The sequence below is a fragment of the Shewanella sp. GutCb genome, assembly GCF_002836135.1.
Taxonomy (GTDB): Bacteria; Pseudomonadota; Gammaproteobacteria; order Enterobacterales; family Shewanellaceae; genus Shewanella.
Window position 1 is genome coordinate 1 of the sequence record NZ_PJBL01000032.1, and the last position, 23,812, is coordinate 23,812.

At 42.0% G+C, this 23,812-nt stretch carries 19 protein-coding genes and 1 tRNA gene; 7 read left to right on the forward strand and 13 right to left on the reverse strand.

Annotated features, from left to right (window positions below; translation table 11 throughout):
* Positions 1 to 336: 336 nt before the first annotated feature.
* The 6 genes from CXF86_RS18810 to punR form a co-directional block, all read right to left on the reverse strand.
* Complete coding sequence (locus CXF86_RS18810) at positions 337 to 666, reverse strand: TusE/DsrC/DsvC family sulfur relay protein (protein WP_101090197.1); 330 nt, start codon at positions 664 to 666, stop codon at positions 337 to 339.
* Between the two features lie 3 nt (positions 667 to 669).
* Complete coding sequence (tusB, locus tag CXF86_RS18815; RefSeq protein ID WP_101090196.1) at positions 670 to 951, reverse strand: sulfurtransferase complex subunit TusB; 282 nt, start codon at positions 949 to 951, stop codon at positions 670 to 672.
* Positions 951 to 1,307, reverse strand: coding sequence for a sulfurtransferase complex subunit TusC (gene tusC / locus CXF86_RS18820; protein WP_101090195.1), 357 nt, complete (start codon positions 1,305 to 1,307; stop codon positions 951 to 953). Before tusC ends, tusB begins: the two co-directional genes overlap by 1 nt.
* Positions 1,308 to 1,316: 9 nt before the next feature.
* Entirely contained in the window at positions 1,317 to 1,706 is a 390-nt protein-coding gene (gene tusD / locus CXF86_RS18825) for a sulfurtransferase complex subunit TusD (RefSeq protein WP_101090194.1), read from the reverse strand.
* Positions 1,707 to 1,763: 57 nt separating this feature from the next.
* Complete coding sequence (locus CXF86_RS18830; RefSeq protein WP_101090264.1) at positions 1,764 to 2,417, reverse strand: Bax inhibitor-1/YccA family protein; 654 nt, start codon at positions 2,415 to 2,417, stop codon at positions 1,764 to 1,766.
* Positions 2,418 to 2,619: 202 nt separating this feature from the next.
* Positions 2,620 to 3,522 carry a DNA-binding transcriptional activator PunR gene (gene punR, locus CXF86_RS18835; RefSeq protein ID WP_101090193.1) on the reverse strand — a complete coding sequence of 301 codons (903 nt, stop codon included), beginning with the start codon at positions 3,520 to 3,522 and terminating at the stop codon, positions 2,620 to 2,622.
* A 117-nt stretch (positions 3,523 to 3,639) separates the two neighbouring features.
* Between punR and punC the strand changes: the two genes are divergently transcribed.
* Positions 3,640 to 4,884, forward strand: a complete 1,245-nt coding sequence (gene punC / locus CXF86_RS18840) for a purine nucleoside transporter PunC (RefSeq protein ID WP_101090192.1) — start codon at positions 3,640 to 3,642, stop codon at positions 4,882 to 4,884.
* Between the two features lie 89 nt (positions 4,885 to 4,973).
* Positions 4,974 to 5,064: transfer RNA gene (locus tag CXF86_RS18845), tRNA-Ser, on the forward strand.
* Between the two features lie 246 nt (positions 5,065 to 5,310).
* On the opposite strand, the gene CXF86_RS18850 is transcribed toward CXF86_RS18845, so the two are convergent.
* The 3 genes from CXF86_RS18850 to CXF86_RS18860 all read right to left on the reverse strand — a co-directional run bounded on the left by CXF86_RS18850 (position 5,311) and on the right by CXF86_RS18860 (position 10,565).
* Entirely contained in the window at positions 5,311 to 8,493 is a 3,183-nt protein-coding gene (locus CXF86_RS18850; protein WP_102039730.1) for an efflux RND transporter permease subunit, read from the reverse strand.
* A gap of 2 nt (positions 8,494 to 8,495) precedes the next feature.
* A complete protein-coding gene (locus tag CXF86_RS18855; protein ID WP_102039740.1) occupies positions 8,496 to 9,686 on the reverse strand; it encodes an efflux RND transporter periplasmic adaptor subunit in 1,191 nt (396 codons plus the stop codon).
* A 543-nt stretch (positions 9,687 to 10,229) separates the two neighbouring features.
* The gene (locus CXF86_RS18860; protein ID WP_101090190.1) at positions 10,230 to 10,565 is read right to left on the reverse strand and encodes a PBPRA1643 family SWIM/SEC-C metal-binding motif protein; all 336 of its coding nucleotides are present in this window, start codon (positions 10,563 to 10,565) and stop codon (positions 10,230 to 10,232) included.
* A 327-nt stretch (positions 10,566 to 10,892) separates the two neighbouring features.
* Here CXF86_RS18860 and CXF86_RS18865 point away from each other — a divergent pair, with 327 nt between their 5' ends.
* Positions 10,893 to 11,813: a manganese-dependent inorganic pyrophosphatase gene (locus CXF86_RS18865; protein WP_101090189.1), complete on the forward strand. Its 921-nt coding sequence runs from the start codon at positions 10,893 to 10,895 to the stop codon at positions 11,811 to 11,813.
* Between the two features lie 64 nt (positions 11,814 to 11,877).
* On the opposite strand, the gene CXF86_RS18870 is transcribed toward CXF86_RS18865, so the two are convergent.
* Together CXF86_RS18870 and CXF86_RS18875 are read right to left on the reverse strand one after the other, a co-directional pair.
* Entirely contained in the window at positions 11,878 to 14,259 is a 2,382-nt protein-coding gene (locus CXF86_RS18870; protein WP_102039731.1) for a Lon protease family protein, read from the reverse strand.
* A 454-nt stretch (positions 14,260 to 14,713) separates the two neighbouring features.
* The gene (locus CXF86_RS18875; protein WP_102039732.1) at positions 14,714 to 17,026 is read right to left on the reverse strand and encodes a peptidase U32 family protein; all 2,313 of its coding nucleotides are present in this window, start codon (positions 17,024 to 17,026) and stop codon (positions 14,714 to 14,716) included.
* A gap of 437 nt (positions 17,027 to 17,463) precedes the next feature.
* Here CXF86_RS18875 and CXF86_RS18880 point away from each other — a divergent pair, with 437 nt between their 5' ends.
* Both CXF86_RS18880 and CXF86_RS18885 read left to right on the forward strand, forming a co-directional pair.
* Positions 17,464 to 18,099: a protein-disulfide isomerase gene (locus CXF86_RS18880; RefSeq protein ID WP_102039733.1), complete on the forward strand. Its 636-nt coding sequence runs from the start codon at positions 17,464 to 17,466 to the stop codon at positions 18,097 to 18,099.
* A 198-nt stretch (positions 18,100 to 18,297) separates the two neighbouring features.
* Entirely contained in the window at positions 18,298 to 18,768 is a 471-nt protein-coding gene (locus CXF86_RS18885; protein ID WP_101090185.1) for a GNAT family N-acetyltransferase, read from the forward strand.
* Positions 18,769 to 19,043: 275 nt separating this feature from the next.
* Here the strand turns inward: CXF86_RS18885 and CXF86_RS22950 are convergent, their stop codons facing one another.
* Positions 19,044 to 19,337 carry a hypothetical protein gene (locus tag CXF86_RS22950; RefSeq protein WP_102039734.1) on the reverse strand — a complete coding sequence of 98 codons (294 nt, stop codon included), beginning with the start codon at positions 19,335 to 19,337 and terminating at the stop codon, positions 19,044 to 19,046.
* A gap of 19 nt (positions 19,338 to 19,356) precedes the next feature.
* On the reverse strand, positions 19,357 to 20,469 hold the full coding sequence (locus CXF86_RS18900) for an NADH:flavin oxidoreductase (RefSeq protein ID WP_180961108.1): 1,113 nt from the start codon (positions 20,467 to 20,469) through the stop codon (positions 19,357 to 19,359).
* Between the two features lie 539 nt (positions 20,470 to 21,008).
* Here CXF86_RS18900 and CXF86_RS18905 point away from each other — a divergent pair.
* Together CXF86_RS18905 and CXF86_RS18910 are read left to right on the forward strand one after the other, a co-directional pair.
* Positions 21,009 to 21,707 (forward strand): aspartate/glutamate racemase family protein, encoded by a 699-nt coding sequence (locus CXF86_RS18905; protein ID WP_102039742.1) that lies wholly within the window; start codon positions 21,009 to 21,011, stop codon positions 21,705 to 21,707.
* 488 nt (positions 21,708 to 22,195) lie between these two features.
* Positions 22,196 to 23,773: a BCCT family transporter gene (locus tag CXF86_RS18910; protein ID WP_101090184.1), complete on the forward strand. Its 1,578-nt coding sequence runs from the start codon at positions 22,196 to 22,198 to the stop codon at positions 23,771 to 23,773.
* The last annotated feature ends 39 nt before the right edge of the window (positions 23,774 to 23,812 follow it).

Sequence of the window (23,812 nt, forward strand, 5' to 3'; positions counted from 1 at the left end):
ATCTTGAATTTAGTAATCCTAGGTAATGACACTCGTATGTACCGTGTGAATAAACTCGCCCATAACCAAGCTCCGTGCGCTTATAAACGCTGTAGACAGCTGAACGGATTGGGGAAGGGGAAATAACGCATCTAACAACCATCAGATTACAGCTCGATCCCCATTCATTAGCAATCGTGTTATTTACATAGGCTGATCTACTAGATTCATTGTTAAAGATTGTACGAACAATTGGTATGTTCCTGTTTTAGCCAGCAGTAATAGCCACAAAAAAGCCCTATTTATAGGGCTTGATGGGGCAATATTGATGATAACGCAATTTTAACTAGCTCGTCACTAAATGCATTTTGCTGGTTTAGGCAATCCCGCTATTTTAGTTGCTTGTTTAGCGGGGCCAATCGGGAAAAGTGTATAAAGGTATTTTGAGTTACCTTTATCGGCTCCTAGCTTTTGTCCTATCGCTTTGACTAACACGCGGATCGCAGGGCTTGTTTTAAATTCTAAATAAAAATGGCGGACAAAGTTAATGACTTCCCAATGTGCATCCGTTAACACTATTTGTTCATCTTGAGCAATGATCAACGCGAGCTCTGGACTCCAATCATTGACAACTTTTAAATAGCCTTGGTGATCTGTTTCTATCTGCTGTCCGTTATATTCAATCATCTGTTACCAACTAATCACTTTCTTATGGGTTAACGTCTGTTCTACAAAGTCACTATAGTCAATGTGCTTATAAGCGCTTAAGCGGGCTTGTAAGCCACGCGCAATAACATCGTCAGCGAGCAACATTAACGTGTATGGGCTCAACCGTTGTTGCCACTCTTGAGTTAACAGGCAATTTACCGCGTTTCCTGACAGTAAAATGGTGTCAGAGGGATCTATGTAGCGTAAGCATGTTTTTAACGCTGAGCTTTGCATTGGTGAAGACTGGATATGATGTAAAATCATTAAAATACTAAGACCTCATCAACCTGGCTAAAGTGTGACGCTATCATGCGTGGTTCGCAGACCTCAACCACAAGTTTAAGATCATCTTCCACTAGTGATAACTCTTTCATTGAGTCCTTACACACTAAAATAGTATCAACATCATAAAGAGGTAGGGCGCCAAAAGTCGCAATATAATCCTTAGCACCAATGGTTTCTGGAGATTGATGATTAAGGAGGTTCAACAGGCCTTCATCAGTAAAAACAAGACTGACTTCCTGCTCAAAACTGGCACTCAACAACGCAAGATCGAGAGCTTCTCTACCTTGTGCGCTTCCATGAGGACCTTGACGAAACACAATACACAGTTTTTTCAACGTTAACTCCTAAAAACTAACCAAGCGGTCGGCAGATTCTATTCCAACCACCAGCTCACCTAAACCACCCATCATAAATGGAGGCTCCATATTCCAATGAGATAATTGGTTTTCATTAGCGTCAGTCTGTGACAATACGCCACGCCGCAGAGCCGCTGAGACGCAATTAACCAATGGCACGTTATAGCGTTCACTGAGCGATAACCACGCCTTACCCAAATCAAATTCATCACTTGCAGGGCTGTTCAGATGATTAGTGTTGAGTACACCATCTTGATAGAAGAAAACTTTATCAACGACATGGCCATTTTTTAAGGCTGTTTCGGTAAAACGATAGGCATTATAACTCGATGAACTGCCGTAGGCAGGGGAGTTAACCTGGATAATAAATTTACTCATAATAAAAAAAATGGCCCTTAAGTAGGACCATTTTAACTCAATAAAAATTAATTGGTATTAGTCATCACTTCCGATACCCATTAAATGCAGTAGAGCGACGAAAAGGTTTAAGAAATCTAAATATAGTGAGATAGTTGCGCGGATGTAGTTTGTTTCGCCACCATTAATGATTCGACTGGTATCGTAAAGAATAAACCCGGTCATCAATAATGCAATACCCGCGTTAAGGGCCATAAAGACCATACCATTACCCAAGAACATGTTTACCAGCAAGCCGACAACCATGATCACCAAGCCAGCAATTAGAAAGCCGCGCATGAATGAAAAGTCTTTTTTAGTGGTAACCGCGTAACCAGACAAGGCCACAAAGATAACGGACGTTAAGCCTAGCGCTTGCATAATAAGCTGTGGGCCGTTAGCCATGCCAGCGTAATGGTTAAGGATATAACCCAGTGATGCACCCTGCATACCGGTGAACGCAAATACCCAGAAGAGACCAGCGCTAGATTCTGCTTTACGTAATGTCACAAACAGCAGTACCAAACTACCAATTGATAATCCCAAAGACATCATTGGGCTGATCGCGAGTGCCATTGCTAGACCTGCACATACTGCAGAAAAAGCTAACGTCATTGATAGCAGCATGTAGGTGTTTTTAAGCAGTTTGTTTACCTCTACAGTCGTACTACTGTAGGCGGTTTGTTGTGTCATATCTTTCATTTCTTTCTCCGAAGACAAATGCTCGAGCTGTATGTTTGAACCTTATTTAATCCGGTAGTTCCCGATAATCTCAATAAGTGTCAAATCTCTCGTTAAGTTACTGAATCATACCCTAGCTTTACGGCCGGATAAAGCTAATGGCCTGTATATCGGTATTATCAATACTGATCCCCACTGATTGAAGATCAAATTTTTAGTCTAACCAATCTTTATGCAGTTTTTCGGTATCGCCCAAGTAATCCAATACCCAAGCCATAGCGGGGGATTTATTGGCATCATTCCACGCTAAACAACAGGGACTTTTCTTTTTTGGACGCTCTAATTGTTTTTCAATTAACGCCCCTGTTTTTATGAAAGGATAGGCAAAATGTGCTGGCATGTAGCCAATACCTAAGCCTTCTCTGAAGCAATTAATGGCGCGGACCCAATCAGGTACCACTAATCGTCGTTGGTTCTCTAATAACCAGGTCATGCGTTTAGGGATCTCTCGAGACGTATCCTCTAAGCAAATCGAAGGGTATTGACGTAGCTCGTCATCAGTAATTGGCCGGTCAATTGTTGCTAATGGGTGATTTTTGCCGACAAGAAAACACCAGTCAATGTCACCCATGTCTTTAAAATGGTAATCTCCCCCCACTGGGATCGCGGTGGTTGCGCCGATGGCAATATCGCTTCGTCCCGTTGCAATCGACTCCCATACCCCATTAAAGACTTCAATTCGAATAATCAATTCAACATTGTCAAATGTGCGATAGAAATCAGCAATCAAATTACTGATTTTATCGGCACGAACGATGTTATCTAACGCGATAGACAAAGTAGGTTGCCACCCATTAGCCACTCTAATAGTGTCAGAGCGCATGGTTTCCATTTCAGTGAGTATAGTGCGTGACTGTTTTACAAAATGCTCACCCGCTGGCGTTAAACTAACACTGCGGTGATGCCTAATAAATAGGATCACCCCGAGTTCTTCTTCAATTTGCTTAACGGCGTAACTCACAGCTGAAGGGACTTTGTGAAGTTTGTTGGCGGCAGCGGTAAAGCTCCCTACGCGCGCAACCATATCAATTAACCGCATAGATTGTTCTGAAATCATGGTTCACATCCTGCTGTGAGTTTTTTTGAAGGCTAATATGAAAAATAAACGTTTCACAGCCATTTAGCAAGTGTTTACACTGCCCGACTTAATTAATCCAAATTCAATTTTTTACTTATGAAATCTCTAATGAACGCTAAATACTATATATTTCTATCCTACCTAGCGCTGTTAAGCATGCTTGGATTCATCGCCACTGATATGTATTTGCCTGCTTTCAAAGCAATTGAAGACACAATGGCAACATCCCCCTCACAAGTGGCAATGTCATTAACATTTTTCTTGGCTGGGTTAGCATTAGGTCAACTAATCTATGGTCCAATAGTAGAACGTTTTGGTAAACGGAACGCGCTTATTTTTGGCTTATCCTTATTTACATTGGCGAGTCTTTCACTTGCGACAAGCGAATCAATGTTGGTGTTTAACCTTTCCCGATTTGCGCAAGCTATCGGTGCCTGTTCTGCCGGTGTTATTTGGCAAGCCATAGTGATTGAAAAATACGATGCTAGCAAAGCACAAAATGTATTCTCAAACATTATGCCTTTAGTCGCGCTTTCACCCGCATTGGCGCCACTTTTGGGTGCCTTTATACTGCAGTATTTTGGTTGGGAAAGTATCTTCATTACATTGAGCTGTTTAGCTGTAGCCATGATTGCGTTAACATTTTTCTTTGTCCCTAGTGAAACTAAGGTCACTGAAAAACAAACGAGTCAGATTAGTTACCTTTCTATTTTAAAAAATACCAAATATTTAGGTAACGTTATTATCTTTGGTGCATGCTCAGGTGCGTTTTTCTCCTACCTTACGGTATGGCCAATGGTAATGGAACAGCATGGATTCGATGCAACAGCAATCGGCCTTAGCTTCATTCCACAAACACTAATGTTTATTTTAGGCGGTTATGCGAGTAAGACACTTATTCGTAAATCTGGTTCTGAGGCTGCGCTTAAAGTACTTCTGAGTATATTTGGTCTCAGTGTATTTGCCATTGTTATCGTCACGATTCTAGTTAAAGGACTTTCTATATTTCCATTGCTTGCAGCATTTTCTGTTTTAGCAGCGTGTAATGGTGCTATCTATCCGATAGTGGTGAATGGTGCGTTACAGGAATTTTCGAAAAATGCCGCTAAAGCAGCAGGACTTCAAAATTTCATACAAATTAGCTTATCATTCGGTGCTTCAAGCTTAGTGGCTATTTGGGCGAGTAAAGGCGAAACCGCAATAGGTTGGGGTATCATGCTCAGTTCATTTATTGTTTTTGTTGGTTTTAAACTGCGTAACTATAAGTCATGGGAAGAGGCTAATAAAAACTTTGTTTTCCCTGACCCGGCTAGAGTTGGCGTAGATAGAGACGAAAAGTAGTCAATTTGCAGTGTAATTGACCAAGTGCGTCAAAATCTACAATAAAGTCTTTACAAGATTAATCGAGCGCTATATTATTCGCGGCGTTCGGAGAGATGGCAGAGTGGTCGAATGCACCGGTCTTGAAAACCGGCATAGGTTTGTAGCCTATCTAGGGTTCAAATCCCTATCTCTCCGCCACATTAGAAAAGCCCGATATCGAAAGATATCGGGCTTTTTGCTTTGTAAAATAGACCCCGTCGAACCTAGGGTTGCTATTGTTTAAGTTCGCTATCTTGGCACAACATTAAGACGTAGCCTGTTATTTTGTAATGGCCTTTGCTTTGAATAGAGCAACAAAAAAGCCAGTTACATTAGCAACTGGCTTGATTGAGATAGGTGACGACCTAATTGATACGACTAACGTTGATCTTACTGGGTACTATTTTAAAGCACAGGTTCTAAAAACTCCTGATTTTCAATTGGTTCTTCCGCTCTTGATCTACTGCCAATCAATCGCTTTATGTCTTCGATAGTCACGTAAAGACAAGGAATAAGCACCAAAGTAACCACTGTGGCAAACAACACACCAAAAGCGAGTGACACAGCCATTGGAATGACCATCTGCGCCTGCATGCTGGTCTCAGCCATAATAGGCACTAGGCCGATAAATGTTGTTAGTGATGTCAACATAATCGCTCTAAAGCGTCGACAACCCGCCTCTAGTACCGATTTTTTCATCGGGATCCCAGACTCTCTAGACTTGTTGATGTAATCGACCATCACCAAGGAGTCGTTCACCACGACACCTGCGGCGGCGATAATACCAAATACCGAAAGAGCACTCAGATCTAAACCTAACAGCATGTGTCCCAGTACAGAGCCAATTACCCCAAATGGAATAACAGCCATTATCATTATCGGTTGTGCGTATGATTTTAGCGGCACGGCAAGCAAGCTGTAGATCACTAGCATCGAGATGAGGAAATCTCTTAACTGGGTATCGGCACTATCAAGTTGCTCTTGGATATTGCCAGACACTTCACTTTTAACCCTTGGGTACTTAGTCAATAATTCAGGTAAGAAGTTATCTCTAACATCTTTGGCTAACTTAAACGGTTCAGCCTGGTCTGCATCAACAGAACCCCAAACGTTGATGGTACGATTACCATTTTCACGTCGAATGCTGTTAACACCGTCGGTGACAACAATCAAAGCCACTTCAGACAAAGGAATTTCAGCACCCTGTGGTGTTTTGATATTGACATCAGACACCTGAGCAATTGAGTTTCGCTGCTCTTCAGGATAGCGAAGCATCACTTTTATCTCTTCACCATTACGTAAAATCCTTTGGGCTTCTAGACCATAAAAGCTATTACCTACTTGGCCTGCTATATCTGCCAATGTTAAACCTAAGCTATGTGCCAGCGGCTTAAGTTCGAACTGGATCTCTTTCGCACTCGATTGACGGCTATCATTGACATCGCCTACACCTTTTAAGGTGTTAAGCTTTGCTTTTAGCTCTTTAGCCGCAGCAACTAATTGTGCGTCGTCTTTACCCTCGAGCCTGAAGCTAATATCACCATCATCACGTCCACCACCAAAGAGGTTATCTTGAATGGTGAATGATTTCATACCTGGGATCTTTGGCATGTTTTGACGCCAAAGTTCGGCAACGGCAAAGGTATCCATAGGGCGAAGTTCAGGGTCAACCAACTTAGTCATTACCTGCGCTGAAGTTCGACCTCGCAACTCAACCTGCATGTCGGAGATCATTTTCTGGCCGTATTGTGCTTCAAGATCAACATCAACCTCACGCAGCGCACGTTCAATCTGCAGTGCCGCGGTTAACGTCGATTTTTCTGAAGCATCAATATTCATCTCGAAGGTAATGCGTGGAAAGTCATGAGGGATTTTCGGCTGACCAATAAATCTGACCAAACCGCCTGCATATAACCCAGCACAGATTAAAATCATACTGATAAATATCATAATCACCGTGTAGCGATATTTAACGGCAAGTTCTAGAGAGGGACGGTAATACTGGCTAATCAGTATTTTCAGGCCGGTATCGACCTTTTTCTGCAGGTAATTCACAATATTACGCAGCCAATCTAATGGATTTTTAGAACCAGGTTGCACTACTTTCGGTTGCTTCATGCGTGCCAAATGGGCTGGCAGGATGAGTTTAGATTCAACTAACGAGAATATTAAACAAAGAATAACCACAAAACCAATCGCCTTACCAAAGGCAGAGGAGGGGCCATCATCCAGTGTTATCGGTAAAAACGCCGCTATCGTAGTCAAGACTCCGAAGGTCGCAGGCATTGCAACCCGCTTGACACCCCGGATGACATTGTCGATATGCTGGCCTTTCTCTTCGCATTCAGCATGGGCACTTTCGCCCATCACAATGGCATCGTCGACCACAATACCGAGCACTAAGATGAAAGCAAACAAGCTAATGACGTTAATGGTGACATCGATCATTGCTGTTGGCATGAAGAGCAACGTGCCGAGGAAGCAAACAGGTAAGCCCATCATCACCCAAAATGCCAGTCTTACCCGTAAGAACAAAGCCAGTAGGATAAAGACTAAAATAGCGCCACTTTTCATGCTGTCTAACATCAAGTTAAGACGGCCTTCTAAGTAGTAGGTCATATCAACCCAAGGTTCTAGCGTAACGCCATTAGGCAGCTCTTTTTGCTTATCCGCTATATAGCCTTTTACCACATCAGCAACGTCGGTTAGGCTTTGGTCATTGGCGGCGCCAATAAAGAAGGTGACCGAGTTTTTACCATTGAACTTTGAATATTGAATGCCTTCTTCAAAGCCATCAATGACAGTAGCGACATCACCAAGCAGCAGGGTAGTTCCATCTTGCAAAGTGAGCAGCGGTAAGCTTTCAAACTCATAGCCGACGTAAGCTTGGTTTTGCACTCGCAGATTGATATAACCGTTTTCAGCGCGTATTTGCCCTGCTGACATGTTGCGCGAGTAACCGCGTACTGCAGCAGCGACATCGTTAAAACTTAAGCCAAACTCCCTTAAGCGATCTTTACTGACCTCAATGGCAATTTCATAGCCTAAGCCACCATAAAAATCGGTAATATTAACTAAAGGCAGTTGCAGTAATTCATCGTGTATTTTCTCACCAAGATCTTTAAGCTGACGTTGGTTTAAATCACCATAGAGGCTCATGTACATCACTTCTTGGCGAAGTTTAATACGCTCTACTTTAGGACGTTCCATATCATCGGGGAAGCTCGAGATAGAATCAATTTCTGATTTAACCTCTTCTAGTACCACTTGAGGATCATAAGAGTCTTCGACTCTAAAATAGCCAGAAGAGACGTTACGGTTTGAATAGGTAATTACGCGTTTAAGACCTTGAACGCTCTCGAGCGCTTCTTCGATCTTAATCGTTATTCCTTCTTCAACTTCTTGTGGGGCTGCGCCTGGATATACAGCGTTGAATTCTAGCCAGTTTATTTCAACTGCTGGGAAAAACTGTTTGCGTATCGTGTTTGCAGTTAGCAAGCCGCCGACAATAATGATGATCATTAATAAGTTTGCGGCAACACTGTTACGGGCAAACCAAGCGATTACGCCTTTATGGGTATCTATCATGGTTATTCCTTCTCACCCATCGCTATTTGCGTTGGTTTAGGGGCGAGAACTTCACCATCAAACACTTTATCTTTGGGAAGGGCAAGTTGCATACCTTCGATTGGATAATCAAGCGCGGAAGTAATCACGTTCATCCCAAGGTCGAGTCCGTCAGTGATAATCACCTTAGAACCTATTTGACGCACGATAGTCACATCTTTGTACCTAAGTACGCCCTTATCATCTATAACAGCCACTTGGTTATTAATAACTAAGTGACGGGCGACTTCAGTGACCTGTCCCGCGTGTAAGCCTTCGATGGTCGCAGTTACATAGGTGCCATAGCGCAGTTCGTTCAGATTACTTTTCAGTCCATAAGGATCTGAAACCTCTGCAACCAGGTAGGTCATGCGGCTGCGACTATCAATAACGCCTTCACTGCGGACGATAGTGGCTTTCCACTCCTGAGGCTTGCCGGCGAAATCACCTTTTAAGATAACTTCTGCGTTCTTACCTTTATTGTTTAAAAATTGAATCTCTTTATCGGCAATTGGCAGACGTATTTCGGCATCCGCAGTGCTTAACACTTTCCCTAGTTGGGTGCCCATACTGACATAAGAGCCCAGTCCAATTTTGCGTGATTCAATTAGAGAGTCATAAGGCGCTTTAATGATGGTGCGTTCAACATTACGTTTTGCCCGTTTAAGGCCTGCTTCAGAAGAGTTCAGTTTGGCTATTTCCTGTGCAAGTTGTGGTTTACGCAAACTCAGCTCAGTAGGAACTCCGTCTTTGATACGTTTCCATTCCGCTTCGGCAACCTTACCAAAAGCTTTCTCTTGCACTAAAGTCGCTCGTGCCGATGCCATGCTAGCTTGTGCATCAATGAGTGCAGCGTCATAATCGCTTGGATCAATCTTTGCTAATACGTCGCCTTTTTTGACGAAACCACCGCGGACAAACTTGTCTGACAAATAAACAATTTCACCATTTACTTGCGAAACCAATTCAGTTTCATATTTTGCTGCAACAACACCGTAAGAATTGACTGAAAAGTCCATCGGCTTGATTTCAACTGCTTGCACCGACACTAAAGGGGTCGTATCAAGCTCCGGTTTCTCTTCAGGGGGCTTTTTCAATGCCGATATTCCAATAAATCCAGCGACACCTAATGCAATCACTACCACGGGTAGAATTATTTGTTTTTTCGTAGCCACAAACACGTCCTCTTGTTGAAGCAGTTCCAACACATACTGCAATTGAACCTTGATCCTGATGATTGTACGGCCAAGGTCAGCGCAATCGAATAATTATTTTGAACGTATGTTAATAGATATAAGTAATTGTAACAGTGTGATTGTGTAAACGTGTGTTTCGGAAGGGGACGGTATTGTTCTATTTGTGGTGCACTGAGTGGGTTGTTTTTTAAACTTAGATAAGGAGTGTATCGGTAAATTAAACAACAATTACAACAGTATATTGTGTTTTAAAATGTAGAGGATATGTCTAAACTTAGTTTTTAATGGTCCATTTTTACTATATTTAGGGATATTCTGAATGGTTAAAAATGTAACAAACTGAACCTCCGTAGAGGCTAGTAATGGTTAACGCGATAGGGATAAGCAAAAGATGTTTCAATTGTACAAACAAAGAATCTGTCGGCGAAGGACATTGCATCCTTCACCAATAACATCTTTTACAAAAATAGGAATAGAGTACAAAATTAAAAATGCTTTCACTAAATCGGTGAGTTTATGGGATTAACCACAGCACTTTTTAAACTTGTTGCCACTACCACATGGGCAAGGTTCATTTCGATTAGGTTGTTTTTCAACGCGCGTCGTTTCAGGTCGATTAAGAATACCCATTAAATCGATAACGTTTTCTTCAATAGTCGCGTCAATGGTCACGTTTCCAAGAAGCTGGTTATCAGACAGTAAGAGGTTTACCTCTTTAAGGCGCTCTTCACTTTGAACCGTTAAAACAAGAGGGTTTACGTCGGTACCAAGCTTGGCTACACGTTTAGTATTGAATCCGTAACTTTCATGTTTCGGTTTAGGGTTTTTGCGACCTTTAAAAAAAAATTTGTCTGACATCGTTACCAAGCTCTAGTGTGAAAAGTGTAATAGGACGCATGCTTATACAGGAAAATGGCACATTTTGATATATTTGGAGCCCAACTCTACCGTAATTGGGTAGATAAACACCCTTTTTGAGTATTACATCGCAATTAGCAAATAAGTTTAGCTCTGTGAGGCGTGATGACGATTAGGCGTTAGACTTCCGATACTCAGCGCTTGGCAAGATAGAGTGGCTTAAAAAGGAGTATATTGGTGTAAGGACAGTGTATTCGACCTTTTTGCTAATTCCGCATTGCCGAAAAGTTTGTTAAAATCGCTGAAAATTAAAGGAGAGCGTTATTTATGCCAGTTTATGTCGTGGGCCACAAAATCCCAGATTCAGATTCAATTTGTGGTGCAATTGCACTTGCACATCTAAGAAACCAAATTGGAGAAGCTTCTATTGCTTCTCGTTTAGGTGAAATATCACCTGAAACTGCGTTTATTTTGGAAAAGTTTGGTTTTGACGCACCAGAACTCAAGATGAGCTACGCTGGCGAGGAAGTATACATTGTTGATCACTCTGAGCTTACTCAAGCGCCGGATGATATCGCTGAAGCGACAATTGTCGGTATTGTTGACCACCATAAATTGGGTGATCTAACAACCTCTACACCGCTCGAATGTTGGATCCGTCCAGTAGGCTGTAGCAACACTATTATTAAAATGATGTATGACTTTTATAATGTCGAGATCCCTAAAGGGATTGCTGGCATTATGATGTGTGCCATCCTAAGTGATACCGTCATCTTTAAATCACCCACCTGTACTACCGCTGATATTAAGTGTGTTGAAGCACTTGCTGAAATCGCAGGTATTGAAGACTTTAAAGAACTTGGCATGGATATGTTTAAAGTGAAATCCGCAGTGCAGGGCACACCAGCACGTGATCTCGTACTACGTGATTTTAAAGATTTCAATATGAACGGGAATTTAGTCGGCATTGGCCAGCTAGAAGTGATTGATTTGTCAGTGTTTGATGATATTAAAGCCGGTTTAGCCGCTGATATCGCATTATTAAAAGCTGAAGGCAAACGTCACAGCGTTTTGTTGCTACTGACTGATATAATGAAAGAAGGTTCAGAAATGCTTATCGTTAGTGACGATTTAAGCATTATCGAATCTGCTTTTGATAAGCACTCAACTGACGCTAAGTTTTGGCTTGATGGCGTGCTGAGTCGTAAGAAGCAAGTGGTTCCGCCTTTGCAAGCCGCTTTCGCTTAGACAGAAAATGCATCGAAAAGGCCGAACATATGTTCGGCCTTTTTATTTACTTCCAATATGTCAATTATGGTTTTGTTTTATAAAGAGACTTCAACCGGAGCTGAGCTTTGCCCAATAAGCTTTTAGGGTCGTAGTTTCCTTGCTTATCCGCTTTACCCGCTTTAACTCCAGTGAGTAGTTCTATCGCCTCATCTACGTGGCTGATGGCCCATATATGAAATTTCCCTTTTTTAACGGCGTCAACGATATCAGCTCTAAGCATCAAATTATGAATATTTGAAGCTGGAATGATCACGCCTTGACTGCTCTTGCGGCCTTTAATTTTACAGACATCAAAGAAACCTTCAATTTTCTCGTTAACCCCACCAATAGGCTGAGATTCCCCAAACTGGTTCATTGAACCGGTAATTGCAATATCCTGTCTCAGTGGCTGGTCAGCAAAAGAGGACAACATCGCGCATAGCTCAGCCATAGTGGCACTATCACCATCCACACCGCCATAGGATTGCTCAAAAGTCAGGTGCGTCGACAGGGGGATTTTATCTGTTTTACCCAAGATGGAAGCAATATAAGCAGTTAAAATCATCACACCTTTTGAGTGAATACTACCGCTGAGTTCAACCGTGCGTTCAATATCAAATACGCGCCCTTCACCGAAAGAGGTGGTCGCTGTAATCCGACTTGGTGAACCAAACTGGTAGTCAGTCGTCGACATGACTGATAGTGCATTAACTTGACCGGTTTGCTTACCTTCAGTGGCAATTAAGGTAGTGCCGTTAATGAAACTTTGCATGTAATCGTCTTTAGCACGACATATACGCTGCTCTTTGTTGATTAATGCTTGCTCGACATGACTGGTACGGATCATATTTGAACTGACGGCCCGCGCGCAGTAGTTTGCCTCTCTGAGTAAATTAGCAATATCAACCGAGTGCAAAGAGAGCATATTCTGATCGTCGGCTTGCCGAGAGCTAAACTCAATTATCCGTGCTATCGCTTTGCGATCGCAATGCAGCATCTTATTGCTGTGTACAATGCTAGAGATAAATTGCGCGTAATGGCTCTCAGAGTCATCGGTTCTTGGCATTCTATCTTCAAAATCAGCTGTGACTCTGAATAGCTCGGTAAACTCAGCGTCATATTGCTGTAATAGCTTGTAGGTGGCAAAGTCGCCAAACAGAATGATTTTCACATCTAACGGTATTGCTTCCGGCTCAAGAGAGATAGCGCCGGACAACGTCACTTCACGCTCAAGAGAGGTCAAGCTCAATTTACGTGAACGTAATGCGCGTTTAAGACCATCCCAAACGTAGGGATGCTCAAGTACTTTAACCGCATCGATCATTAATACGCCACCATTTGCTTTATGCAAGCTACCTGGACGGATCAAAGAGAAATCGGTAAATACTGTGCCCTTGTAAGTCGCTGTTTCCACGTAACCAAATATAGTGTGGTAGTTAGGTGTCTCTTCAACAATTATCGGCTGATACGGAGAGTCCTGTGCAACCAGTACGTTAATTTGGTAGCGCCTTGGCATCTTCTTGCTCATTGATGCGTAGGCTAGGGCAGCTTGCTCTTCACTTTCTTCAAGAAAGATATCAAGGTTGTCCAAAATATCTTTGTGCATCGCTTTTATAAAAGCTTTAACGTTAGCTTGATCTTTATAGCTTTCTTTTAGCTTAGTAAAGGCAAGCGACAAGACTTCTTCTGCCACTTGTTCATCATGCTTTTGCTGTTTTTCAGAATACTCGTCTTCCCATACCGTTATCTGTCTAACGATACCGCGAAGTTTTGATTCAAGTCCGCTAATTGCCGTTTGCAGTGTGTCTTGCTTTTTTGCCGACAGCATTAGGTAGCTAGCTTCTGTATGTGGCTCTTCACCATCAAGTGCCACTAGCTCGTAGTTTCCTTGCGCAGAAATTGATAAAGAGATGCTCTCTTTTTTGGCTTCCTCGGTGAGTAAAACTAACGCTTCTTCTTGCTTTGCGGCTAATTGATTTTTCAATTTATCAGCACGAGAAAAATACATGTCATTATCAAACGCTAAAGGTAAACCTTTAGCTAATTTGAGCATTAACTTTTCAATCTGCTTTTTAAATTCGAGTCCACTTCCCGCGGGAAGCTTGAGTACTTTAGGGCTGCGCGTATCGTCAAAATTGACGACATAGCACCAATCATAAAGCGTACGCCCGTTAGCGTTTTCTTTTTGTCGACTCAGGTGGCGTAACACCATAGTACGTTTGCCTAGTCCATTACGGCCTAGTGCATAAATGTTGTAACCTTTTTCTTTCATGGACAGTGCAAATTCAACAGCTTGCTGCGCTCTTTCTTGGCCGACAATTTTGTCTAGCGGCTCTAAATGCTTGGTTGATTTACAGGTAGGCGCAAGCTGATTAAGTCCTGAAGTTCGATATAGCTGGTCACTGCTGAGAGGTGTTATTGGCATAGTCGTTCCTCTTATGACGGTTAATAATTCTACTCTATACAGTTAGATAGCATTTATCCGCAAAAAATTGATATGAATGAGTAAAATCACCGCTATATGGGCTCAAGTGCTGTATAAGTAAACAAAGTGACCTTGTTCGCTTTTTATTTACTGAGATGCGGATGTTCAATTCTGGCTGAATTGTTCTAAAGGTGTGTAAAAAATAGACGGCTATCGTAACGTTTGCGCAGCAAGTATTGATCAAATGTTAGGGGCTGCGCTAACAATCCCTTATTACAATGAAAACCGTTTCTCGCCATCAAATGATATTACGACTCTATCATTCAACTTCAAATACGGCGCTTATATCTGGCGCGGATTGTAATAGATTAAGACAATAGCAGTGTCGTTAATGCTGATGCAGTTAACGACATAAACCTCTGTTATTTCGCGCCGATAATTTATGCCCTAGCAATCATAAGCCTTTTAAGTATTGAGCTCGGGTTGAAGCTGAAAGCGCTTGCTTAAGAAAGTTAACCTGCTCAGGATTAGAGTCTGGGGTCAATAACCGCTTAACAGCACTAACAAGATCTGCTTTTGGCCACACAAATTGACTCTGTGTTTCTATCGCTCTTAGATCCAACAATATATGTTCAAATTTATTGGGGATTTCATGAATAATGTCTGGGTTGAAGAAGTGCTCTGCACCGATCAAGTTATTGTGATCCCGCCTTTTTTTATCAATGATAAAACTGACGTCTTTAACATTAGTAATTGTCGTCTGTTTTTTGCAAACCGATAGGCACTCGCTATCCATTACAGACTTATCGCAACCAGAAGATTGTAAGAACAAACACTGTCGACTCGTCATCAGTAATACGGGATGCAATGCGCTGTAATGTAGGCTGAAATTCTGTGGTGGATTAATGGCTTTTATCTGTTTTGCATTAAGTTCATTAGAGATAAATGCGCCAACACAACCTACTTTTTTCAAACTGTGCAAACTAAATGAATTACTGGTATTGAGGTGGGGCCCTGCAATCCAGTTAACACCCAAGGTATGTGCGATATGGCCTACACCGCTATTATTGGTGGCTATCAGTGTTTGCGGAATACTCTTAAGCAGTTGTGCTACCGTAATAAAGTCTGCTTGCAGCACGATGGCGCCAAACCAGGGAGTGAGTTCTGGGTGTGCGTTGAACAGCGCAATGAGTTTTTCCTGTTCAATGGCAATTGAGTCAGGCACCGCGTAGTAAAATCTCACTTGTTCAGTCGAGCTTTGTTGCTTTAATTGTGTGTATAAGGCCAGATCTTTTCGATTACCGATCAAAACAGATAACTCAGTTGGCCGCGCGGTATTTTGGCGTGTGTTCAATACTGCATTAGCGAGGCGTTGTTTACGAATATCACTGAATTCAATCGGCTTATATAGCGCCTTGTTGCCGTTCAAAAACGTTACAATGGCCGTTTTCATCTGTGTCAGTTCTTTAAAAGAGAGGTAAATGGCGCTTGCCAAGCCGGTGCAGTTAACTTTCTTTAGCACATGTTTATAAGAATTGAGGCTAGCGAAGCGGCTGGTGAGTTCCTCAACCGATAAATGATACTTGTCCGCAGCGGTTAAACAGCTTGTTGATATCACGCTAAAACTTGGGGTGTCACTCGCCGCGACAAAAACACTAATGTTAAGTGGAGTGCCAATATCACCGCTGATCTGTAGCTCAATTTCAGGCTTACTAATATCCAACGTTTTGATTTGTTCAGTTACTGAATCAATAATAAGGGTTTTCTTATCATAGAGCCGTTGCTTAACGACCTGAATAACCTCACTTGTCGGTTGGTCACTTTTAGACGCTATCGCGCTAAAGTGTTGTACAGCGTTATCTCGGGGATTGTCGATGTACATCTCTTTGCCCACGTTCCCCGTTAGATAGCCGTTGGTAAAGTCACGGTTAAACACCGTATATAGTGCTGTTTTATCACTTGTTAATGTTTGCTGCTGTTGCAGTTTTGTCAGTTGCTGCCGCCAAGTATCAATAACGCTATAAACGTAATGGGATTTTTTTATCCGGCCTTCAACTTTTAATGAATCAACACCCGCGTTAATGAGACTTTCAAGATCATCAAAGGCGGAATTGTCTTTCATATTTAAAGGGTAATCAGATCCTACATCCGTACGTTGATATTGATCTCTACAGGGTTGACTACAGCGGCCGCGATTACCCGAATTACCGCCGTGCGCGGAGCTGAAATAACAAAGGCCAGAAAAGCCGATGCAGTTGGAGCCATGTACAAATACTTCCGTTAGCATGTCGAGCCTATGCGCCATCGTCGATAACTCGGTGATCTCACCAAGATCCAACTCTCTAGACAGGTTTGCTCGCGTAGCTCCCATCTCCTTTAAAAACGCCAGTTGACCGCTATTGTGAGTGGTTAATTGAGTTGAGGCATGCACCGCTAAACTGGGGTAATAACGGGAAATAATGTCAAACACACCGAGATCTTGCACAATGACACCGTCAATATCGGTATTCACAAGTTGGTTGAGTAGTTTGAAAAGAGCGGGTAACTCATGCTCTAGCACAATAATATTCAAGGTTAAAAATAACTCACAGTGGTGCTGATGAGCGACTCTTAATAATCCGCATAGCTGTTCAAAATTGAGATTTTCAGCGCGTTTTCGAGCATTGAAATTATCAAGGCCGCAATAAACGGCATCAGCCCCTGCAACGATAGCCGCTTTGATTGACTCTATATCACCACCCGGTGCCAACAACTCGATTTTTCTCACGATATATATCAACCTACAACATGTATGACTAAGATCTTCAAATAGGCAAACGATGTGCTGTATTAGAAGCTGTTAAAAATGGATTTTAGTGATTCAATAATCCCGTGGCTACGGAACATGATTAACTTATGACTAAACTATGAAGTTGATCGCCTTTGACTCGCATTTTCGACCTATCCATTATTGAATGATGCTCTGACATACAACACCTGAGCAATTGAAGCGGCAATTCGCTTAGACAGAAATAGGCTTCAACAGAGCTACAAATGTTAGTTTTATCGCTATGCAATGGTCCAGGATTGTTTGCTGAGGCGTTAATGGATCAAAATCTGGCAAAAGATTGCTCAATATTGCCTTTTATTGCACAAGGTTAATTGATATAAAGTGAAAAAGCTCATAGGATCAGCATTCACTTATCAATATCAAGATTGAAGTAAATGAACAACGATACCAAACTTAATGATGCCCAGCTTGAGCTGTATTTTATTTATGACAGTCATTGTCCATGGAGCTATGCAACAACGCCCTTAGTTAATGCTCTATGTGAAGCTTTTCCAACCATACAACTTCACTTACTGCACTGCTGCCACTTTGACGGCACAGATTCAGCGGGTCTTGACCAAGTTGACGCGATTAAAAAGCTATCTAAGGTTAAGTTTGGTAGAGAGCATATTCGTTATGCAAACAGCCCAAAAGATGCCACTAAGGTCGCCAATCTAATGGCTTGGCTGGAAACCAAACAACCAGATAAAATGCTAACCGTGCTTACTGCATTACAGCATGCTCATTTTGTCGAAGGCAATCCACTGACCAACAAACATGATTTTAGCACCATCATTGATACTCATAAGATATCGCCATCGAATAAGGTGTTTAGAGAGGAGTTAATCAATGATGCTGAGCAGACGCTGGCGGGGATTGCTGAGATCTATGAAGTTATTGGTACAACATCATTTCCAGTGCTAATGTTAACCGTTGATGACCAAGGTATTTTCATTGATCATTCAAAGTATTTAGCGGCCCCTGAAACCGTTGTTGAAGCAGTGCGACAAGAGGCTGAACACTTAGACTAATACTGAGTGCTGAGGCTTGTGACTTATTGCTCCCGATTGTGATTGAGTTACAGGCCTTTCTATTCAGAACAACGCTAAGGTAATAAACTCAGTTTAACGCCAGCAACACCGTATAATTGAACAAAACGATGCCCGTTTACGGTTAAGCAGTTAAGTCATTTTCAGCAGTGTATTTTCTTATTTGCGAGGCCACTTACAATGCTTGTAATCAAAGCCCAGCTAGTAAGCCCCGAGCCAGAGCATTTAGAACAGATGCTGACTTGGTTCACCGATACACAAGCGGTATTTGATTGGGCTGGCCCAAATTTTAGATATCCCTACAATCTAAGCTCTTTTACAGCAGATCTTACGCTTGATAAACTAGCTTCTTTTGTATTAGTCTCTGACAAAAAACAGCTTTTAGGCTTTGGCCAATACTACCGGCGAATCGATAGGTGTCACTTAGGTAGAATCGTCATCAGTCCACAATGGCGTGGTAACGGTTTAGCCAAAATGCTTATAGAACAGCTGACAGCCAAAGGGCTTAAGGCGTTCAATGTTGAGCAAAGTTCATTGTTTGTGTTATCTCACAACCACCAAGCATTATACACCTACCTGAAATTGGGTTTTGTGCAAAGCGAATACCCCGCAGCAATACCGCTACAACACTGTTTGTACATGATTAAATAAACCCATTCGAGCGGTAACCCAGTCTCATCTACTCGCTAGAGTTAACCCCGCCATAGATGTCGATAGTTAAGCCTCTTTCTTCAATGTAATTTTTCGGCGTTAAGCCAATTTATTTTTTAAGTTACCGAATGAGATGAGGTTGGTCACTAAAGTCGAATGTTAACGCCACATCAACCCAATCAATGTCCGTTGCATTGCGCTGATACAAATATTCTAACATCGTTTCTAATTTGTTCATCGACTGGCATTGTTTCATCGTGAGCCCGGTGACTCGATTAAAACTGCGCTCTAACGTTCTCTGCGAGCAAGACAGCTGCGGAAATAGGTGTTGAATCTAATAGTGGCAGCACCTTACGGGTTATTTCACTATGTTGATCTTCGATAGCATTGTTTAACAATGGTAAAAATAGCTCATCTAGCTTTGCACAACACACTGGAGGATCTGTACGCCCTAGTTGTAAAAGTGATCCCACCGAAAAATCAGTGACAGAAAGCCATTGCGCTATATCAATGCTCGCCGCAGAGTTTAGGCTTGGGTGATTGTAGTTGGGTAGATCAACCGAGTGCATCGATGTTTTAACTGTGCTTTTACATTGGCTTTAGATTAGTTTTTCTCTTTCTGTGCACGACACAAAAATTACCACGCTTAGTGCGGCATTTTGAGCATCTTTCACAATCAACTGCAGCTTTTTTGCCTTGTTTCCAGCGCTTAATTAAATGAGGTTCTGCCAGAAAAGGTCTTGATATTGCGAAGTATTGGATATTGGTTTTGTAGGCAATCTCTTCAATCGCAGTAATGTCACTCAATCCGCCAACGGTAATAATGGGGACATTGACGTCTTGGCTAATAACATGGCCATATTCATGGAAGTAGCCTTCTTGTTGAATAGTATAGCCATCAAAACATTGACCAATCATGGTGCTGGCCTTGCCATGGATATTCCCTGAGATGATAATAGCATCCACGCCAATCGCTTCTAATTTTTTACAAATTATGCGGGTTTCAGCAAAGGTTAACCCCCCCTCAAAAAACTCAGATGCGGTTAATTTAACTAATATTGGATAGTCTTCACCTACAAGCTTTCTTATCTCTGCATAGATCTCTACTAATAGTCTCATTCGATTGTCTAAGCTGCCACCATATTCATCTTCTCTTCGATTGTAATATGGGCTTAAAAACTGATTGATCAAGTAGCTATGTGCCGCGTGTATTTCGACTCCATCAAACCCCGATGATTGAGCTCTTCGACTTGCTTGAGCAAATGCTTCAACGATGTAATCTATTTCATCCTTGGTCATGGCTTTGCCTAAAGTTAGTGTACCTCTTTCGCACACTTCACTCGGCGCATAGATCACTCTTTCGCCCACATTATGCGTGGTTTTTGTGCCACCGTAGGCAAGTTGCATCACTATTTTGGCATCATTGCTGTGTACCAACTCGGTGAGTTTTTTGTATTCAGTGATAAAGGAATCATTGTACATTCCCATCATGCCGGCATTAGGCTGCTCTTCTTCTACAATATTGGCGTAACCCGTGACAATGAGACCGACTTCTCCTTTAGCGAGTTCTGCGTAGATAGCGTACAACTTATCTGTCATATGGCCATCTTCAGTCGCCATATTTTCCCAGGTAGCGCTTCGAATGAAGCGATTTTTCAATGTCATCTTGCCAATACAGGTTTCTGCAAACAAAGTACTCAAGTCTAATCCTCTTAAAAATCGATTTTTGTAATATAGCGTGATCATGAGATAAAAAAGAACAGCCATGCATTAAGCATGGCTGTTCTTTTTTGCTATGTACGAATCAGCAATAACTAATATTACCTCCAATATAGAAGACAATCCTTAATCTGGATTAAGATAGTGTCATATAAATCATCTGAAAACCGGTTTAAAACGAGTGATGATCATCACTCAATAGGGAGTCGAACACGCATACCGCCTGAGCATAGCAGGCTCAGAGTTGAGCGTAGATTACCTACTCATAATTACTGGCGTTTGCACTACAGAGGTCTGTTAGTACTGCGATCCTCAAGCCGTTTTTCAATCTTTAATGGCTATTATTCTTGAATCTGACATCTATATATAGTTAAAGCGCTATTTGTGCTTTGCAATGCTGTAACGAGAATAATATTAAAGGAAAGGGCACTTAAAAGATTGAAGTAATACCACTGATTTTAATAAGGATTAATGTTTAAATGGGATTTGTGCATTCATTAACGACGTATTATCAGGATATTATGAAAACCATTGGACTGTTAGGCGGGATGAGTTGGGAATCAACGAGTAACTATTACAAGGCACTCAATGAAGGCGTTAAATCTAAGCTTGGTGGATTACATTCAGCCAAAATATGCCTTTATAGCGTCGATTTCGCTGAAATTGAGTTACTGCAACATCAAGGAAAATGGACTGAGACTGCAGACATTCTTGTTCACGCCGCTAAAGCCGTAGAACTTGCGGGTGCTGATTTTATAATGATTTGTACCAATACTATGCACAAAGTTGTCCCTGAAATAGAAGCTAAAATTACCATTCCTATCCTACATATTGCCGACGCGACCGCAGAGCAACTGGTTAAAGATGGCATAACAACGGTCGGGCTTTTAGGAACACGCTTTACCATGGAACAAGACTTCTATAAGGCTCGGTTAACTGAAAAGTACGGTATCAATGTCAACGTCCCCAATTCAGCTGAGCAAACGGTAATACACAACATAATCTACGATGAGCTATGCCTAGGCGAGATAAAGCAGGGATCTAAAGAAAAATACTTAGAGGTTATTAACACGCTATTTCAGCAAGGCTCTGAGGCTATCATATTAGGCTGCACGGAGATTGCGTTACTTGTTCAACAAGCAGACACAGAAATCCCATTGTACGATACGACTGAAATTCACGCGAGAAGGGGTGTTGAGCAGGCATTAGCGTCTGTTTAGTCGTACTCATCCTTTAAGGTTAACGGCTTACAAATAGATAATTTCAGCTTTAAAACGTTAAGTGGTAGCTCCTGTTTGCCGCTAATATCGACTAAATTCGCAGTTCATAAACTTGAATTTTATTTAACGACGGTTCAAATGCCACTTTTATGGCAATCGACCGAGTACTAAAGACCATACAATAAAGATGTAATCTTTATCTTAAATAGTTGAATTTCAAATTAATCAAAAAAACTAGGGCCATTTGTTGTCCGATAGGATAGGAGCAGCTTAATACCGTATTAACAGCTCAAGTTTAGGTCGATTTGAAATTCAATTGCCATTCAGCCCCAGACAAACTGACGAAGTGCTATCAGCAAAAATTTACAATCTATTACCGGGAAAGTAACATCAGAGATGATTGATTTCAGCAATAAGCTGCATGTTGCCGTCTAATAACGTAAAATAAAGCCACATTTTCGAATGAAAGTTGTTCTAAACGAGGATCAATGAATACTAAAAAAGATAAATACAGTATTGATAATACCGATTACACAGTCGGTCAAGATAACATTCAAAAATGGGGTTTTGATGTTCATAACCCTGTTTTTGGGATCAGCGCTTCCTTAATTGGACTCTTCTTAATCGCCATTTTAGTGGTCGATCCTGAAACATCAAAATCCGTATTAGATGGCATAAAATGGAAAATCATTGGTACTTTTGATGGTTTGTTTATGTGGTCTGCCAATATTTTTGTCATATTTTGTTTGGCAATGATTGTCTCGCCATATGGCAAAATTCGCCTCGGCGGTGATGAAGCAAAAACTGACTATTCGATGATGTCATGGATAGCAATGTTGTTTGCAGCAGGCATGGGTATCGGTCTAATGTTTTGGGGCGTAGCAGAACCTGTTGCTTACTTTACCGGATGGTTTGAAACCCCCCTTAATGTGACTCCAAATACCCCCGAAGCGGCTAAGCTAGCGCTAGGTGCAACAATGTTCCATTGGGGACTTCACCCATGGGCGATTTACGGTGTTGTGTCACTGTCGTTAGCATTTTTCGCCTACAATAAAGGCCTACCGCTTTCCATGCGCTCAGTCTTTTACCCAATCCTAGGTGATCGCACTTGGGGCTGGCCAGGACATATTGTAGACATTCTAGCGGTGCTTGCCACTCTGTTTGGTCTAGCGACTTCTCTTGGACTTGGTGCTCAACAAGCCGCAAGTGGTTTTCACCATGTGTTCGGCATTGAAAACGGCTTAATGCTTCAAGTCGGCATTATATTTGTAGTGACTCTGTTGGCCGTTGGGTCGGTAGTCCGTGGTATTGATGGTGGCGTTAAAGTCATCAGTAATGTCAATATGCTGTTGGCACTTGCTTTAGTCCTGTTTGTCACTCTGGTTACTTTTGCTGTTTCGATGGGTACCATTCCGACAACAGTCATGGGATACATTGAAAACATCATTCCATTAAGTAACCCGATTGGCCGTGAAGACGAAGCTTGGATGCATGGCTGGACAGTTTTCTATTGGGCATGGTGGATTTCATGGTCTCCTTTTGTGGGCATGTTCATTGCGCGTATTTCACGTGGACGTACTATTCGTGAGTTCATGACGGCTGTGTTACTTGTCCCTACATTAGTTACAACGCTTTGGATGTCAGTATTCGGCGGTGTTGCGATTGATCAAGTCATTAATAAAGTCGGTACGTTAGGCGAAAAAGGCTTAACAGAAGTGCCACTAGCAATGTTCCAAATGTTTGACGCATTGCCAATGGGTAACATTTTGTCTCTACTTGCTGTTGTGTTGGTGCTGGTTTTCTTTGTGACCTCATCAGACTCTGGTTCACTGGTAATTGATAGCATTACATCAGGTGGTAAAGTCGACGCACCCATCCCACAGCGCGTATTTTGGGCGTTTATCGAAGGCGCGATTGCTGCTGCTCTAGTTTGGGTGGGTGGCACAGAAGCCATTGAAGCCTTGCAAGCGGGTGCAATTTCAACGGCCTTGCCGTTCACCATTATTCTATTGGTGATGTGTGTCAGTTTGATAATGGGACTACGAACAGAGAAACGTATTAGTTAATCTGTTGCAATGTTCGATAAAAATAGAAACCGAGTGATG

Bases quoted from the DNA above. Each gene is read 5' to 3' on its own strand.
- CXF86_RS18810 (WP_101090197.1), bottom strand. From the start codon at position 666: ATGATTGAATATAACGGACAGCAGATAGAAACAGATCACCAAGGCTAT.
- tusB (WP_101090196.1), bottom strand. From the start codon at position 951: ATGATTTTACATCATATCCAGTCTTCACCAATGCAAAGCTCAGCGTTA.
- tusD (WP_101090194.1), bottom strand. From the start codon at position 1,706: ATGAGTAAATTTATTATCCAGGTTAACTCCCCTGCCTACGGCAGTTCA.
- CXF86_RS18830 (WP_101090264.1), bottom strand. From the start codon at position 2,417: ATGACACAACAAACCGCCTACAGTAGTACGACTGTAGAGGTAAACAAA.
- punR (WP_101090193.1), bottom strand. From the start codon at position 3,522: ATGATTTCAGAACAATCTATGCGGTTAATTGATATGGTTGCGCGCGTA.
- punC (WP_101090192.1), top strand. From the start codon at position 3,640: ATGAAATCTCTAATGAACGCTAAATACTATATATTTCTATCCTACCTA.
- CXF86_RS18850 (WP_102039730.1), bottom strand. From the start codon at position 8,493: ATGATAGATACCCATAAAGGCGTAATCGCTTGGTTTGCCCGTAACAGT.
- CXF86_RS18860 (WP_101090190.1), bottom strand. From the start codon at position 10,565: ATGTCAGACAAATTTTTTTTTAAAGGTCGCAAAAACCCTAAACCGAAA.
- CXF86_RS18865 (WP_101090189.1), top strand. From the start codon at position 10,893: ATGCCAGTTTATGTCGTGGGCCACAAAATCCCAGATTCAGATTCAATT.
- CXF86_RS18870 (WP_102039731.1), bottom strand. From the start codon at position 14,259: ATGCCAATAACACCTCTCAGCAGTGACCAGCTATATCGAACTTCAGGA.
- CXF86_RS18880 (WP_102039733.1), top strand. From the start codon at position 17,464: ATGAACAACGATACCAAACTTAATGATGCCCAGCTTGAGCTGTATTTT.
- CXF86_RS18885 (WP_101090185.1), top strand. From the start codon at position 18,298: ATGCTTGTAATCAAAGCCCAGCTAGTAAGCCCCGAGCCAGAGCATTTA.
- CXF86_RS22950 (WP_102039734.1), bottom strand. From the start codon at position 19,337: ATGCACTCGGTTGATCTACCCAACTACAATCACCCAAGCCTAAACTCT.
- CXF86_RS18905 (WP_102039742.1), top strand. From the start codon at position 21,009: ATGAAAACCATTGGACTGTTAGGCGGGATGAGTTGGGAATCAACGAGT.
- CXF86_RS18910 (WP_101090184.1), top strand. From the start codon at position 22,196: ATGAATACTAAAAAAGATAAATACAGTATTGATAATACCGATTACACA.